The sequence below is a fragment of the Butyricimonas sp. RTP31003st1_G1_RTP31003_210430 genome, assembly GCF_040920905.1.
GTDB classification, from domain to species: domain Bacteria; phylum Bacteroidota; class Bacteroidia; order Bacteroidales; family Marinifilaceae; genus Butyricimonas; species Butyricimonas paravirosa.
Genome location: NZ_JBCOSQ010000046.1, coordinates 1 through 16994 on the forward strand (window position 1 = coordinate 1; position 16994 = coordinate 16994).

Genomic DNA, 16994 nt, shown 5'->3' on the forward strand with positions numbered 1-16994 from the left:
GTATAAAGATTAATAAAAGCGTTATTTTTCCTGTCATCTGAGTCACTTTTTTAGTTGCTCTCCGGTTAACCCGAATCGTCTTTCTCTTTTTTGAAAATTACGAATGGCCAAATATAAGTCTTCTTTTTCAAAATCGGGCCAAAATTTATCAAGAAAATATAGTTCAGTATACGCTAATTGCCATAAAAGGAAATTACTAAGCCTACATTCACCACTTGTTCGGATCAATAAATCGGGATCAGGGATTCCCGACGTCGTCAGGTAAGTGGAAAAATCTGCGTCTGTAAATGCCTCAACATCTTCTATTTTGCCATCCCGCACATCTTGAACTATCCGCTTGGCCGCTGTTAAAATCTCCCATCTTGCCCCATAACTTAATGCCAACACTAGAGTTAACCCGGTATTAGATGCCGTTCTCGTTATTAATCCCTGTAACTTGTTATATACCTCTTCCGGCAAATCCGACAAATTCCCGATAGCCTTCACCCGGACTTGTTTTTTCATCAAATTATCAGTTTCAGCCAAAATAGCGTCCACCATCAAGCCCATCAACACGTCTATCTCTTTCTTCGGACGATTCCAGTTCTCTATCGAAAAAGCATATAAAGTCAAATACTTCACCCCAATCTCCCCAGCAGCCTCCATTGCTGTTCTTACCGCATCTACTCCTTTTTTATGACCTTCCCATCTCTCCAAACCGTGACTTTTGGCCCACCTTCCGTTTCCATCCATAATAATTGCCACGTGTTCCGGTATATTCTCTTTATCCATAATTAATTGAAAATTGAAAATTGAAAATTGAAAATTGAAAATTACTTTTCACTCTCCAATAAAATTAACCCTATTATTTAAAATTGTTTCAACTTTTATCTTTCTTGTTTCTCTTGTCCTCGCCCCAATTCAATTTATTCCGTAACGTGTCGTAATAACTATGATCAGGCATTTTCACAACATTCATTTTAAAATCGCCCGAAGATATAAATAATTCGTGATTATCCGACATTCTTTGCATACGAGAATCAGCACTCAACATGAAGTCTCCTGAACGACTCTCAACTTTTAAACGGATTTGCACATTACCGGGCAAAATCAACGGACGCATATTCAAATTATGCGGGCTTACCGGAGTTATGATCAAGTTATCGCAATCAAAAGCCACGATCGGCCCCCCGCAACTTAACGAGTAGGCAGTAGACCCGGTAGGCGTGGCCACGATCACGCCATCAGCCCAGTATGTGGTGAGATATTCTTCCCCGATATAAGCATGAACCTTCAACAAAGAGGAACGTTCTGTCTTCAATACACTTATCTCATTCAATGCATAATTAAATTCAGCAAAAGGATTATCTTTCATCTCGAATTTCACCAACGCACGCTGTTCCACGTCAAAGTTTCCGGCACATAACCAATGAATAGCCTGAGGAATCTCTTCTTGAGCTATATTAGCCAAAAAACCCAACCGTCCGCTATTAATGCCCAACACGGGAACACCATGATTTTTCACTCGCATCGCAGAATCAAGAAATGTCCCGTCTCCTCCCACACTGAACAAGACATCCGTATCCCGATCAACATCCTCCTCATAAAACGCTTGAAAAACATCAGAAATACCACATTTCTCTTTCAAAAAATCATAGAAAGGTTTATAACAAGTCAAACAAACCCCCCGCTCATTCAGATCACGCAACATTTGTTTGAAATAAGGATAAAACTCTTCATGAATCACCCGTCCGTAAATCGCAACTTTACTTATTTTTGAACACATCTATTTATTTTAGATTCAATTAATTTAAAACTTCCTACATTTCCATAAACTTCAACAACTGCCCGTAACGATCTCTCATCTCTTCATTCATCTCTTCACCGGAAACAAAAGTATTTTTGATCACATAACGATAACGAATAAAAGTATCCAGAATCGGTTCTATCCGGGCCGTATTCACTTTAAGAGTAATCGCTACTTTATTAGAATCCGGCATACACGTAACATAGCAACTTAACACCTTCGCCTCGTTATACTCCACGATTTGGGCAACCTCGGCCAAAGAATAATCAATTTTATTTACTTCCAACACGATAATTCCGCCAGGATCGTCTATACACAAAAGTTTATCAATATTATGCAAGATGTCTGTTAACAAAATAGCTCCCTGATATACCTCTTTTCGGTTCAAAACCGGTACCACCGACAAAAGCCGTGAAGAGGCAACCCCGATAACATCATACATATGTACATCTTCGTAAACGAAAGTCATTTCCCTGGGTATATCCAACTTACCGATCGGATCATGAATACTCCCGTGCGCATACATGATTTCATCAGATAACAACCCCACGTACGTTTCTCCATCCAAGACAGGCAAATGAGACACCCGAAACAAGTCCATCCACCCCAATGCCTGGGCACAAGTATCATCCTTCTTCAATACCGGTACAACATTTGATAGTAAACTTGATGCGATCATATTTATTTCATTTCTCGCCCTAAAGATACATTATTTTCCCCAGTAAATTCCACCCTTAAAATAATTTTCAATTTTCAATATCACCGTTTTCAATTATTTCTATATTTGCCACGTAAATTTAAAAACAGTGAACATCATGTTACCAAAATTTCTTATTGCAGACAATTCCCAGGAAGCACCAGATCTAGTATATGTTGTGCACACGGAAAAGCCTCAATGTATTATTCAATGTGACATGGATGGCTTTTACAGCAACCAGAAAATTTACTGGATTGACGAAGAGCCTCTCTGCACAGACGACATTGAATCTCTCATGGAAGAAGCGGAAGAATTTTTCGAAACCGAATTAGAGAATCAAGAAGAATTATATGACGAAGAAGAAGACAATTAATTGTCTTCTTTCTCGTATAAATAACAAGCTAACAAGTTACAAGTTCACGATAAACACCCATAACCCTCAGAGTCAGAGACTCACCCGGCAGCCTGCAACGCAAAAGACAAATTTTGCTTTCTGCACAATAATTCGTAACTTGCAAAACTATTTACGTACTTACAAACCTGAAATTATGTACACGAAAAGTGATCTCAAACAATTTAAACGCAGGGGAATAAAACCCGAGCAAATTGAAAACCAGCTTGAAAATTTCAAGCAGGGGTTTGATTTTGTACAGATTCGGGATGCGGCAACAATAAACAACGGAATCTACGGTTTGAATGACGAACAAGCCGATGAATTCATCCGCATCTTCGAGGAAAGAATGAATTCGTTGAAAATCGTGAAAATGGTTCCGGCCTCCGGTTCCGCATCACGCATGTTCAAAACGCTAAATACGTTTTTCAACACGTACACGGGTAGCGATGAAGACTATTTGAAATTCCGGCAAGACAAGGAACCCGGAAGTATATTCTCGTTCTTCGAGAAATTGAAAGAATTTCCATTCTACCCACACCTAAAAGAGGCTCTTTACAAAGATCGCCTTGATTTAGACAAATTACTCTGGAAGAATCAACTCATTGAAATTCTAGAATACATCCTTACCCCCAAGGGGCTTAATTACAATGCCACACCCAAGGGATTAATTGATTTCCATATTTACAGGGACCATATCCGCACGGCTGTAGAAGAACACTTGGTAGAAGCGGCACTCTACGCCAACGACGGTAAGGAAGCTCATATTCATTTCACGGTATCAGAAGAACATATAGGCAAATTCAAAGCCCTCATGAAATCTGTTCTCAAAAATTACCAGAAAGAATTCAACTTGAAATACGACATTACATATTCTGTCCAGTCGCCAGCAACAGATACTGTGAGTCTCGATACAGAAGGTAATCTCGTGAGAGACAACGAGGGAAACATCGTGTTCCGCCCCGGTGGTCATGGTGCATTGATTCACAACCTCAATGACCTGAAAGAAGACCTAATCTTCATCAAAAACATTGACAACGTGGCACCCGATCGTAGCAAGGCAGACACAGTAAAATACAAGAAAATCCTTGCCGGAGTTTTGTTAAAAACACAGAACCAGATTTTCAATTACATGAAAATCTTAAGCAAAAAAAACAGTATTACAGACGAAAATTTGAATGAAATCGAGCAATATATCTACGACCACCTCGGTTATAAACCCAAAGAGGGATTAGTTCATACTGACCGTAAGGAAAGAGTCGCTTATTTAAAACAATTACTTGATCGACCATTGCGTGTATGCGGAATGGTGAAAAATGAAGGAGAACCGGGTGGAGGACCGTTCTGGGTTGAAGACCACGAACATGCAACACGCTTGATGATCGTGGAGAGCGCTCAAGTCAACCTGAAAGATCGAAATCAGAAAAAAATATTCACCCAATCAACCCACTTTAATCCCGTGGACATCGTATGTAGTACCTATAACTATAAAGGTAAGAAATATGACTTGGCTAAATACATCGATAACACACAGGGATTCATCACCAGCAAATCACTAGGCGGGAAAGATATTAAAGTTCAAGAACTACCCGGATTGTGGAATGGTGCCATGGCCAACTGGAACACGATATTCGTGGAAGTTCCGCTATCCACCTTCACCCCGGTAAAAACTGTCTTTGACTTGTTGCGTTTTGAACACCGTAACGTGTTTAAAGTAGAATAAATGAATTTAGATTTACGATTTATGATTTCAGGTGATTCATAAATCGTAAATCAAAAATGTTGATTCGTGAAAGGAAATCTAAAATTTAAAATTTAAAATCAAGAAATTAATTTGTTGTTCATGGAGAAGAAAAAGAACTACTTACTATTAGTACTTAGAGGATGTGCCATGGGTGCCGCAGACGTAATCCCGGGTGTTTCAGGAGGTACTATTGCATTTATCACGGGTATCTATGAAGAGTTGATCGAGTCGATTCGGTCAATAAACCTGAAAGCATTACGTTTGTTGGGAACCTTCCAGCTAAAAGAGTTTTGGAAACACATTAACGGAAACTTTTTAATTTCTGTCGTTGCAGGTATTGCCATATCCATATTTTCACTGGCAAAATTGATGAAATACTTGCTAGAAACCCACCCGTTATACATTTGGTCCTTTTTCTTTGGTCTCATCATTATTTCTGCCCTCATGGTTTCAAGAGAAATAAAAAAATGGGATATACTAACCATCACCTCGTTAATCGTTGGCGCCATCATCGCGTACACGATCACGGTTCTCTCCCCAACCAGTACTCCGAATGACTGGTGGTTTATTCTCCTTTCCGGGGCTATCGCCATTTGCGCCATGATCCTACCGGGAATATCCGGTGCCTTCATTCTGTTACTTTTAGGGAAATACGAATACATCATTACCGCCGTCAGCGAATTCAACATTCCCGTTCTACTTACCTTCTTAGTTGGAGCTGTGGCTGGTATAGTCGCTTTCTCACACTTGCTATCCTGGTTATTGAAAAACTATCATGGAATGACAGTAGCCCTATTAACAGGATTCATGGTCGGATCACTCAACAAAATCTGGCCCTGGAAAATTACAGATACAGAACTGGTTAACGGGATTGCTTTTAATGTTGAAAAAAACGTTCTCCCCAATACCTTCGAGCAAGTTAACGGGAGCGATCCTCTTGTATGGCAGGCAATCCTCATGTGTATCATTGGTATTTTACTCATATGGGGTATTGAAAAACTAGCAGTAATACTTAAAAAATAGTTCGCAAAGTTTATAAAGTTCGTAAGATTCATAAAGAAACAGAGTCTTTATCTGTCACAAACCGCTGAAGACAAAGTATCCCATAGGGAATTATGTATCTTCCGAACTTTTTAAACCTGATAAAACTCATAACCCACATAAACTCTCATGCAACTTTTCGGATTACTCGGTTTTCCTTTGGGACATTCATTTTCAAAGACTTACTTCACGGAGAAGTTCAAGGCAGAAAAAATAGATGCAGAATTTGTGAACTTCGAATCTGATAATATTGAACAGACACTACAAGTCATTAAAACAACCCCCTCGCTAAAAGGATTTGCCGTCACGATCCCTTACAAGGAGAAGATCATTCCCTATTTAGACCATATCAGCGAGGATGCCAGAAAAATCGGAGCCGTTAATTCCGTGAAAGTAGAACACACGATTTCCGGTTCCATCCTAACCGGATACAACACTGACATCTTAGGTTTCAGAGAATCTTTATTAGAATTTATCCAGACACCGCCTACACAAGCTTTACTTTTAGGCACTGGCGGAGCGTCCAAAGCCATCCGGAATGCACTTGCCTCTTTGGGAATAGAAGTATTCACGGTTAGCCGTACCCCCCATTCTTCCTCTGAAATCTCCTACAACCAAGTTGCCCGTTACTTACCCAACACTCCTTTAATTATTAACGCTACCCCCGTGGGGATGTGGCCGTATGTAACCGATTGTCCGGACATTCCTTATCATCTTCTCTCCTCAAATCATTATCTTTTCGACCTTATTTATAATCCGGAAATAACCGAATTCATGCACCGTGGAGAGCAACAAGGAGCACGAATAAAAAACGGCTTACAGATGCTCCATCTGCAAGCCGATTATTCGTGGAAACTCTGGAATACTTAATAGTTCAGAGTATTATTTTAAGAAATAAGCTACTTGTTTTGCCTGAGTTCCTTCACATACTTTGACAGGAGTCATCGGCACGTCATTGTAAGGAATGAATTCCATGACTTGTAACAAAGCATATTGTTCATCTTCACTACAATAAGCCTCCAAGCTTAAATTAGATTGTCCGGAACGGGTCAATGATTGTAAATCATCATACCTATTTTGCTCCAAAATATCATACAATCGTGAGGACTGATTTGCAGCCACATACACTTTATGTTTCTTCAACACCTTTCCCGTTGGTTTGTAAACGTAACGCTCTTTCTTTACCAAAAATGCCACGACTCCCCATGCTGCAACACCTAAACCGATCATAATAACAACAGAAGAAAGCGTATCACTCTGAGCCGTGTTAATATAATTCGCACCATACCAAAGGATTGCAGCACCCAAGATCAACAATGCCAAAGGCTTTATAGGAGATTTTTTCTTTTTTTCTATTTTATCTTTATCTACATTCAAGAGAACATCATCGATATATTCAAATTTACTATCACTCATGACTTTATAATTTTTGTATAATTAAATAGTTTATTTTTTCCACATATTCATGCGTATGTTCTTGTTCCCGAATACAATTCAGTCAAGACACAACTCTACCCGCTAATAATTAACGAGCAGCGTTTTTACAAATAAACCCAAAATCATACAATGATTTCGCGCAACGCAAAGACATAGTATCCAACGTCCTGCTTTAACGCAAAAGAGTCGAGATAATCGTTTTCAATATACCTAAAATAAGGAGTAAAAACCCTTTTATATTCTTCTAAATAAACAGAAATATTATTTTTTTGCAAATAACGAAAAGTCGGTTGCACATTTGTTACATCCTGAACAGTGTTGACCGGTAATGCATTTCCGTTCATCGCCGTCAGCATGGCTAACCGTTCAAAATCATCCTTCTCATGTGAAACAAGTCGCTCTTGCCCCGTTGCCTTTGCTAAATAACGAGTAGAATCTATCCCTTGTCCAAGATAGATTACTGCCACCAAAAGCAACACGCAATATTTCACAAAAACTTTCATTCGATATACCTACAATAATACATGACAAAGGTAAATATTTTTTCGAATATATACTAGTTTTATTCATTCTTTCCCTGCATCAACATTCTCAATGAACTCACAGGAATTGTCAGTTTCACATTCATCTGCTGGCTATAAGGCGGCTGATTAGAATAAAATATCGCACGTATACTAGACACCATCGCCACCATGTTTCCACAATCATCCATGATCGGTCCCCCACTTGACCCCTTGGCGTAATCAACCGTAAGTTCCATCCGGCGTGCAAAGGGATCTTTAGCGTCAGAAGTCGTTGTTCGCATAACCACCCCGTTCGTGTATGCATACGGATATCCTTCCGGATGACTTAACAAATGTACCCCTGTCCCCGCCGGGAGGTCATTTCCCAATGGTATCGGGGTAAGCATATCTCCCCGTGTATCAATCTTGAAGAAAGTCACATCTGCAGCTTTGTTAAAACTCAAGATCTCGGTAATCGGGTATACTCTCCCCTCTTCCGTGGCAACAAACATAATACTATCCCGTGGATTCAACTTAGCTGTTGAGTCCAGAAATTCCCAAAACACATGGTAATTCGAGACACAAATCCCGTCGTTCGATAACACGACTGCCGTTGCCCAGCCTGTCACTCCTTCCGGATGCATCATCGCACGATGATACTTGTTGACAGTCAACACGCTGCCCCTTCTCTTCTCGATCATATCTTGTGGGCTCAATTTTTTCTTCTCTACCCGTTGAGATTCCAACCGGACCGGAGTACTCTCTTTTACCTGCTGAGCCTGCTGCCGTAACACATGCACCCCACGGAATAACGTTTTTACCTCATCCCGTTTCAAAGAATCCAACAGATCTGCCTCCATGTGCGTATAATCACGATACACAACCTCTTTCCCCTCTTGAGCAAGACCATTCACGCCCCCGATCACCACAATAATCATAGTAATACATACTAAACGATAATACTTCCCTATTATATTCATAACACTTATTTCAAGTTCTGATAATCACAATACATTTAGACCCAAAAAATAGATATATTCCTATGTTTCAAAAGGAATTGATTCATAATTGGTATTAAGATTATCTCTTTAATTTATTTGAGAAACATCATTTTAAAATCTCGTTCATATATCACTACAGAGTAAAGGGGTTCTAAAAAGCCCCTTTGCTCTATAATCCATTCAATCCATTTAAAATAGTTTCAAACTCCGGATCAGAAGGTTTAGGTAATTTTAAATCCATCACCTTTCCTTTCCGATCTAACAAAATCAAACGAGGAATTGTCGTCACCCGAAAGGCTATCATAAAAGCATTATCATTTGCAATCCACCACTGATTCCCGACCATTTTCCCCCAAAAAAGCTCATTGAGCCATCTCTGCTCTTGGGTATCACAAGAAATACTCACGAATTCTATATTTTTATCTTTATACTTCTCAGCCCATCTCTTCAATGTTGGGTATTCCTGTTTACAAGGATGGCACCATGAGGCCCACACATCAATCACCACATACTTTCCTTTAAATTGTTGCAAAAAAACCTCTTGTTTGGAAGTATCTCTAAATACAAATTTAGGACACACCATTCCTTGCTTCAATTCTATGGTATCTCGCAATTCCCGAGCTCCCAAGAACAAAGGCAAACACGATAAAAAAATGAATAAAAATCTTTTCATACTATTCTTCTCTCTTTCAAATAAACCTCATAAAATCATTCAAAACTTAGGCAATGCTTCCACAAAATTTTGCATTGACAATTGCATCACTTGTGATTCCATTCGCATAATCAATTCATTGGTAAAATTTATAAAACCGATCTTTTGCTTTTCGGTCCATTTCCCCTGCCCTTGAAAAAGAAGAATTGGACGAAAATACAAGTAACTCAATTTACTCTCGCTCATGTTCTGGTAAACTTTCCTATACAAAGAATAAATTTTATCCGTATCTTTCGCATTAATAGCCCTCATCATCTCTATATAATTACTCAAGTCCTCCTGCTCCAAATCATGTTTCTTCAACTCTTTTTCCACAAGGTCTAGGTCGGCATTGGTTGCAGGCATCCTTCCTCGCAACATCTCTTCCAATCTACTAACATATAAAAATGTCAATTTCGCATTCACCTTCTCTACCCCCACACCCCTGCGAAATTGATCAACGTGTTTCAGGAAAAAGCGTAAATTCTCTGAACCTACTAAAGATAAACGAGGGTTATCATAAATAGGCCAGTAAGTCTCCGTACATCTCTTCTCTACTGACAGTGGAGCCAAGATCTCACCAGCAACTTCCCGAGCCTTCTCGTCTAACCCAGAAGCCAGTAACGATTTCAGGAAATCAAATAAATACCCCTCTTCCCTATCTCCCTTCAGGTAACGTTCTTCCATCCTGAAGGCTGATTTCTCCCCGAAACCTTCCTCCACCTTGGAGATGAACTCGTCGGCCCCTTCTGTTCCTCCAACGATTCGGTAAATTAACGTCCCGTCTGTCTTCAAGATCAAAAACGTGGGATAAGCAGAAACACTATACTTGCTGGCGATATCCACGCCCTCGCCCTGCTCCGCATTAATCTTCAAGCTCACGAACCTATCGTTCAGGTACTTCCCCAACTTTTTTTGTGGAAACACTTTATCAGCCATATACTTGCAAGGACCGCACCAAGAAGTATAACAATCCACAAACACCATTTTGTTTTCCTCTTTTGCTTTCTTCAACGCTTCAGAGAAGCTTATATCTTGAAAATTGGTCTGAGCAAATACAGACAGACAAAAGCACACACATCCAAACAACAATACAAACTTTTTCATCTCCAAATTATTTATTACCATTGAGAAAATTTTAATCTTCCTTTCATTAAACAAGTATCACCCACTACCAAATCTTCCGTATCAATCAATTTAAAATCTAACTGAAAATAACCACTGGAAATCGCTGGGTTATATTTCACGATCACGGGAATATTCACATAAGCAGAATCTCCCGGAATCGTCAGATAAGGCTTCATCAAAGGATCATCGAATGCGATATAATTTACGTTAGCCACAGCCGGTTCGTAATAACTATACTCCATCTCTGTTTCATAAGATTCAAACATCACTTTTCTCGGCTGATTAGACTTCCTCCCGATCAAGTGCAACCGGAAATAAACAGTATCCTGAAGCTTTGTTGAATTCAAGGATGGCATATACCCCTCATAAGGTAGATGAACCGGAGCTATATACGGATTCTGTACAGGCCACAAATAATAAAACTGTACCCAATTATTCTCCCCCTCATAATACCCAGGACGTTCTTCCGTGCAAGCTATACACCAGAATGTACAACACAACACTATAATTAAAAATTTTTTCATAATTCAAATCATTTATCATTCAACAATTCAGATTCCGGGAGTGGTAATTGATACTGCTCTTCCGTACACTCTCGCACTCCAAACAACATATTTTTAGTATTATACCGCTTGTATGTATAAAAATTCTGTCCTTCACCTGTAAATTCCCGGATAAATTCCAACAAGATTCTCTCCTCTCGATCGCTTTCTGTCAATGGCACGTAAGTCAAATTGCGAGCTTTACAATACTCTTCATAAATTATATTCGCTTCTTCCAATGGTGCATTCTCCGCAATAATCAAATACATTTCTGCTAATCGCACAATAGGGAAATTTTTTTGAGAAGTAGAAGAATTATAAAAATTCAAATATTTCCGACAATAATATCCACTCGTTCCAAAACGGTTATAATAATATGCCCAAAACCATTGATACCGCATATCTTCAGCGTTTCCTGCAAACAAATCCTCAAAAAATGTATCACTATAGTTTAAAATCGAAACATTCCTAGCTAGCCAAGCTGTACCCTGCGTATAATCATAATTATCACATTTCACTCCGCAAAGATGTTCACTATAACATGTCAAATCCGTAGTCTTATTATTCCAAAGTCCTTCTGTAGTATTATCATCTGGTGTCATCAAACGGACCTTGGCAGTTCCATCCCCATTCTTTGCTTCTTTCACCAGCCGAGCGTAACGCAACGCACCTTCCACCTCTCCTTTCCATAAGCGAGCCCTAGCCTGTAATCCTAATACCCCATAATAATTTATATGATTTTTACGAAAAGACCAAGAAGCGCTTGAAACTTCCGTTTCCTCAAAGGTCCCCGTAACGACAATATCCGATTTCTCTAATAATGCTTCAGCTTCATCCAAATCCGCCAACAAATATGTCATGTACTCTTCAAATGTATTATATTCGTAATCTTTAATATCATTCACCCTTACATAAGGTAAATACTTCTCACTCATATCCACATTCGATGGAACTGGCCCGAACAAACGTATCAAATCCAAATGAACCAAAGCCCGTATTGCCAAGGCTTCCCCCCGACCTATATTATAAACCTCATCCTTTAACTTGTTCTTATTTGTTTCTGTTCCTAGTATTAAAGAATTCGCATTCGTAATAATATTATACAACCCCACAAATATCATAGCTATATCTGAATCACCGGATAAATCATTATAATAATGTCCTGCCCACCTATATCCAGGAGTACCTTCTGCAAAAGTATGTGTACAAGCCATTGATTCCAATACTGATGCACCGCCCAAGCGGCCTTCCGGGTAATACAATCCTCTCATGTTAAGATAAAGTCCGTTTAGTCCTTCCTTTACACCTTCATTCGTTGTATACAATTTCTCTCCCGTAATAGCAGTTTCGGGCTCAACAGTCAGCCAACCTTCACATGCACTACAAACCAATGTCAATACAACATATAACAATAAATAAAATTTTCTTTTTTTCATACCATTAACTATTTGAATTAGAAGGAACAAGATATTGATAAATTCGGATTAATTGAGTAAGGATAAGACGTTCCCCGTTCTCGATGAATTGTCGAAAAATAAAAAATATCTGTCAAATCTGTAGAAATAGATAACATTTCCATTCCCAACTTCTTTATCAACTTTCGTGGAAAATTATAGCGAACATTAATACTATTCAAATTAAATATATTATTCTTGTGGATAAACATATCACATCCATAAGTATTCACGACATAAGCTCCTTGCCTTTTATATAACGCTTCATCTCCAGCTTTTTTCCAACCATCTTTTAATACTTGACGATCCACATTATAGGTTAAGTTTAAATTTTCTCTCTTATTCAACTCGGTGAAGTTCTCAGCGACACCGCCCCATTGTAAACCAAAGCCCAATGATACAGAGAGTCCACCATACGAGATTGTCGTGTGGATGGAACCATTCACCTTCGGTTGTGAGTCTCCCAAATAAACTAAATCTTTACCATTCTGATACATTGTCATTTCTCCATCTTTAGTTAAAAATACCCTCTGACCAGAAAGAGGATCCACGCCAATCGTACGCAAACCATAAACAGCCGTCATAGAATGCCCTTCTCTATAGCGCAAATACGTCGTAGCTGATCCCATTGAAGTATCATAATATTTTAACGAATTCTTAAAACCTTCGGCCAACTTCACTAAAGTCTCCTTGTTATGAGAAAAGCTACCACTTAAATTCCAATTAAACTTTTCTGATCTCAATACATTGAAAGAGATGCTACCATCATAACCTTCATTCCGCACTTCACCCACATTTCCTTTTACAGTGGTAAAACCGTGTGATGCAGGAATATATATATCAGTTAAGGTATTATCCGTCAATTTTCTATAATAGTTTAAATTAAATGTTATTCGGTCTTTAAAAAGACTCAAATTCATCCCCACATTATGTTGAAATGTATTCTGTTGTTTCAGATTCGGGTTTGCGAAAGTTGCCATCTTTACTCCCACACCTCCATTATAAGTGTAATTGGTTTCTCGATTAAAAACCTCCATTGACTGTTCCGGGGAGAATGCCATATTACCGGAAACCCCATACGAATAGCGGAATTGCCAATTTGAAATAAAAGGTAAGTGTTCAATTATAAACTCTTCCTTACTAAGCGTCCATCCAACACCTAAAGCATAAAAAGAAGAAAAACGACTATTTTTCCCAAAAGAAGAACCTCCGTCTAAACGATAAGTCAAATCTATAAAATAACGCGTATCATAATAATAATTACAAAAACCACTTAATGATACTCTACGAGAGGTTGATTCTGAACCATAAGTTCCTCCCGTAGAAGGATAACCTAAAGAAGTTGCCAAATGGTCAATATCCGATGTTAAAAATCCTGTTGCAGACCAAGAAACATTATCATATTTTGTTTCAGACATTTCTCCAGCAATACCTACTGTTAGCATATGTTTTTCGTTAAATGTTTTTGCATAATTCAACGCCCATCTCGTTTCCCACAATGATTCCGTTTTCTCTCCTCTACCATAACTTCCTTTTTGCTCTATATTCTCCTCACTATCATAATATTTATGCGTTGGTGGGATAAAAGAATCTTGTGTTCCCATTTTTTTAGTTAAACCCAACATTGCTGTTATTTGAAAAGCCTCTGAAATATCAAAACGAGCCTGCGTTGTGCTACGTAATGACGTGTATTTTGATTCATTCCAACACCCAACCTCCTTATTATACATCGGATTATCTATAAGAGCCGTTGCATTAGGATGATAATATTGTTCTATCAATTCTCCATTTTCATCATAAGGTTCCCAATATCTGTTCATCCTCACGTAATCAGAAAATTGTCCATAAGGACTATCTTCACTTGTATTCAATCCTATCGTTAAAAGTTGACGTACATTCCATTTACCATGCACGTAATCAATTTCCATCGAACCGTTGAAATTTGTACGATCAGATCCCTTCATAACGCCAATTGTTTCATCATAAAACAGATCAAACCGAAAACGCCAAGCCTCAACTCCTCCCATGATATTCAATATATGCTGTTGTCCAACTCCTGTACGAAGAGGCTCTTTAGCCCAGTTATAATTCACACCTGAATCAACCACATCTTTTAAAGACTGGTATAACTCCTGAAGACTTGAATCATCCCACACGCCATACACTCGTTCTAACTCTAATTTTTCTCTAGCATTCGTTAAGTTGTCATACGAACTTAAATCTGGAATTTCGACTTTAACTTTTCCCGAATATGTCACCGAAATTTTTCCTGCTTTAGGACGTAACGAAGTAATCACTATGACCCCATTCGCCCCTCTAGAACCATAAAGAGCTGTAGCACTCGCATCTTTCAAAATAGTGATGCTTTCAATTTCATTATCATTCAAGTCCATTACTCGTTCTAACGTTACCTCGAAACCATCCATGATAAACAAAGGTTGATTCAATTCATAATTACTCTTTTGATCTCGTATATCGTCTGCACTAAGTAATGTGGATGCCCCTCGCAATTGTAGTTCCGGTAAAGCATTCGGATTAGATCCTTGTGCGTTATTCTGTATAATTCGTAAACTAGGATCTAAACTCGCTAATGTCTGAATCAAATTCCGAGAATAATGAGTTCTGATCTCTTCTTGAGATATAGTTGTCACAGCCCCTGTAAAACTCTCTTTCGGTTTATTGAAAATACCTGTCACAACCACCTCTTCCACCTGTTGGAAATCCTCCTCCATCACGATCTGCAGTGTATCTGTTTTTTCTGTGAAAGTAATTTTCTGTTTTTTATATCCCACGAAAGAAAACTCCACCTCCCCTTTCGTCACAGGTAAATCTATCGCAAACCATCCTTGAGCATTGGTTGCCGTTCCCAAGCTCACCCCCACCATTCTTACCGTCACCCCTGGTAGCGGTTCCTTTTTCTTATCACGGACCCACCCTTTTAATCGCAGGGATTTCTTTTCTTCCTTCGTTTCCTGAGGTTGAATCACGATCACATAATCTTCAATCTGGTAAACGAACCCCGTGTTTCGAAGGACTTCATCCAGAATCTCTTGGATAGTAGCCTCGTGCACGTTTATTGACTTCACCCGAATATTTCTCACGTCATCCATATTATAGATAAACGTGAACTCACTACTTTTCCGAATAGTTGAAAAAACATCTGTTAATGCGACATTTTCCAACGTCAGAGTAAACCTTGCATTCTGTGAATAACTTGCTGCTGATACCGAAACAGACAACAAGAAAAAAAAGCACAAAAATTTCATAACCAACAATGTTTTTCGCAGCCTTATTTTCATAAGACCACCAGAATTACATTTTTTTTTCATAACTTTGTTCTTGAGTTTTACATTGAATTAAATATTGAATGTATTCGGACAGATAGCATGGGGGTGCTGTCTGTCTTTTTTATTCATACACGTTTATAGTTCTATCTTTTATTTCAAATTTTACACGTTTAGTTTGTTCTATTCTTCTCAGGATCTCGTTTATATCCCCATAACGTCTAATCTCGACAGAGAATTTCATCTCTTTCAACGCTGGGTTCATATAAAAAACATTCACGTTATACCAGCGGGCCATATCATCCAGAATTGTCTCCAAATCAACATCTTCAAAATAAAAAATCCCCTCTTTCCATAACACATAATTACGGGCATCTACCTGTTTCACTCTAAACTCGTCATCAGACCATATTGCTTGCTGGTTAGGCGATAAAATAACCTGTTCATTACCTTTTTTCAACTGCACCTTTCCTTCGACCAACGTGGCCACCACCTCTTCTTGATAAGCCGAAACATTAAAACTTGTTCCCAAGACCCGAATATCAACCCCATTCACGGTTACAATAAAAGGTTTTTCCTTATTCTTTGCCACTTCAAAATAAACCTCTCCCTCCATCTCAACTTTTCTCTCCTTACCCGTGAAAGCCACCGGATAACGCAACCTCGACTCCGCATTCAACCACACCCGAGTTCCATCTGCCAATTCCAACGAAAATTCACCTCCTCGCGGCACGATCAACGTATTATACTTTACTTCTGTCGATTGTCCGGCTAAAGAATCCTTCCCCGAATACTTTACCCTATTATCTGATGTCAAAATTCGGGTTCCCCCCTCCTCTTCTAATTGTAAGCTTATTTCTGGCCTCAAATCCACCTTTTTTCCATTAGCAAGTACAAGCTGCGCTTTCATGCTACCATGTTCAATTTGGGCAACAGTACCATTCTCCACCTCCTGCTTTTCTTCATTTACAAGCCAAAAAATTCCAATGCTCACGAATAACACGATAACCGCCACATACTTACTCCACGTAATCCACCGGTCAGTCTTCCGAACCGTATGAGATTTCACTGTCCCCCATCGGGATTCCATTAACTGCCTCCCCCGCTCCTGATCCTTCCAAGCCTCGTTCCCAGCCTTTAATGATTCTAAAATATTCGCATATTCCCCCCGGTGTCGTTCGTCCTCATCCAACCAACGGGCCAACACGAGCCGATCCTTTTCATCAATCGTTCCGGTCAACTCTTCGGCAATAAGCCGGGCAATATCCAAACGTTTTTTTAGTAAATCCATACTT

At 39.0% G+C, this 16994-nt stretch carries 16 protein-coding genes; 4 read left to right on the forward strand and 12 right to left on the reverse strand.

Features of this window, described 5'->3' with window-relative positions; translation table 11 throughout:
* Positions 1–42: 42 nt before the first annotated feature.
* The 3 genes from AB5542_RS14130 to AB5542_RS14140 all read right to left on the reverse strand — a co-directional run bounded on the left by AB5542_RS14130 (position 43) and on the right by AB5542_RS14140 (position 2465).
* Positions 43–771 carry an isoprenyl transferase gene (locus tag AB5542_RS14130; protein WP_288215215.1) on the reverse strand — a complete coding sequence of 243 codons (729 nt, stop codon included), beginning with the start codon at positions 769–771 and terminating at the stop codon, positions 43–45.
* 88 nt (positions 772–859) lie between these two features.
* The gene (locus tag AB5542_RS14135) at positions 860–1765 is read right to left on the reverse strand and encodes an NAD kinase (RefSeq protein ID WP_288215216.1); all 906 of its coding nucleotides are present in this window, start codon (positions 1763–1765) and stop codon (positions 860–862) included.
* A 34-nt stretch (positions 1766–1799) separates the two neighbouring features.
* Positions 1800–2465: a CBS domain-containing protein gene (locus AB5542_RS14140; protein WP_279039051.1), complete on the reverse strand. Its 666-nt coding sequence runs from the start codon at positions 2463–2465 to the stop codon at positions 1800–1802.
* 136 nt (positions 2466–2601) lie between these two features.
* On the opposite strand from AB5542_RS14140, the gene AB5542_RS14145 reads away from it, so the two are divergent.
* From AB5542_RS14145 to AB5542_RS14160, 4 genes are all read left to right on the forward strand, one after another.
* Entirely contained in the window at positions 2602–2856 is a 255-nt protein-coding gene (locus AB5542_RS14145) for a hypothetical protein (protein ID WP_087421709.1), read from the forward strand.
* Between the two features lie 175 nt (positions 2857–3031).
* Entirely contained in the window at positions 3032–4597 is a 1566-nt protein-coding gene (locus tag AB5542_RS14150) for a DUF4301 family protein (RefSeq protein ID WP_124317109.1), read from the forward strand.
* Positions 4598–4717: 120 nt separating this feature from the next.
* Positions 4718–5641, forward strand: a complete 924-nt coding sequence (locus AB5542_RS14155) for a DUF368 domain-containing protein (protein ID WP_270542816.1) — start codon at positions 4718–4720, stop codon at positions 5639–5641.
* A 147-nt stretch (positions 5642–5788) separates the two neighbouring features.
* The gene (locus AB5542_RS14160; RefSeq protein WP_288215217.1) at positions 5789–6529 is read left to right on the forward strand and encodes a shikimate dehydrogenase family protein; all 741 of its coding nucleotides are present in this window, start codon (positions 5789–5791) and stop codon (positions 6527–6529) included.
* A 12-nt stretch (positions 6530–6541) separates the two neighbouring features.
* On the opposite strand, the gene AB5542_RS14165 is transcribed toward AB5542_RS14160, so the two are convergent.
* From AB5542_RS14165 to AB5542_RS14205, 9 genes are all read right to left on the reverse strand, one after another.
* Positions 6542–7075, reverse strand: coding sequence for a hypothetical protein (locus AB5542_RS14165; protein WP_118304875.1), 534 nt, complete (start codon positions 7073–7075; stop codon positions 6542–6544).
* Between the two features lie 143 nt (positions 7076–7218).
* A complete protein-coding gene (locus tag AB5542_RS14170) occupies positions 7219–7599 on the reverse strand; it encodes a hypothetical protein (RefSeq protein WP_087421705.1) in 381 nt (126 codons plus the stop codon).
* 59 nt (positions 7600–7658) lie between these two features.
* Complete coding sequence (locus AB5542_RS14175; protein ID WP_221230354.1) at positions 7659–8579, reverse strand: serine protease; 921 nt, start codon at positions 8577–8579, stop codon at positions 7659–7661.
* A gap of 190 nt (positions 8580–8769) precedes the next feature.
* Positions 8770–9273 carry a TlpA family protein disulfide reductase gene (locus AB5542_RS14180; protein ID WP_124317112.1) on the reverse strand — a complete coding sequence of 168 codons (504 nt, stop codon included), beginning with the start codon at positions 9271–9273 and terminating at the stop codon, positions 8770–8772.
* Between the two features lie 39 nt (positions 9274–9312).
* Positions 9313–10398 (reverse strand): thioredoxin family protein, encoded by a 1086-nt coding sequence (locus AB5542_RS14185; RefSeq protein ID WP_164719685.1) that lies wholly within the window; start codon positions 10396–10398, stop codon positions 9313–9315.
* Positions 10399–10412: 14 nt separating this feature from the next.
* On the reverse strand, positions 10413–10943 hold the full coding sequence (locus AB5542_RS14190; protein WP_368243135.1) for a hypothetical protein: 531 nt from the start codon (positions 10941–10943) through the stop codon (positions 10413–10415).
* 8 nt (positions 10944–10951) lie between these two features.
* Positions 10952–12397 carry a RagB/SusD family nutrient uptake outer membrane protein gene (locus AB5542_RS14195; protein ID WP_151412148.1) on the reverse strand — a complete coding sequence of 482 codons (1446 nt, stop codon included), beginning with the start codon at positions 12395–12397 and terminating at the stop codon, positions 10952–10954.
* 17 nt (positions 12398–12414) lie between these two features.
* Positions 12415–15681, reverse strand: a complete 3267-nt coding sequence (locus tag AB5542_RS14200) for a SusC/RagA family TonB-linked outer membrane protein (protein ID WP_151412149.1) — start codon at positions 15679–15681, stop codon at positions 12415–12417.
* A gap of 142 nt (positions 15682–15823) precedes the next feature.
* Positions 15824–16990, reverse strand: a complete 1167-nt coding sequence (locus AB5542_RS14205; RefSeq protein WP_124315767.1) for a FecR family protein — start codon at positions 16988–16990, stop codon at positions 15824–15826.
* Positions 16991–16994 lie beyond the last annotated feature (4 nt).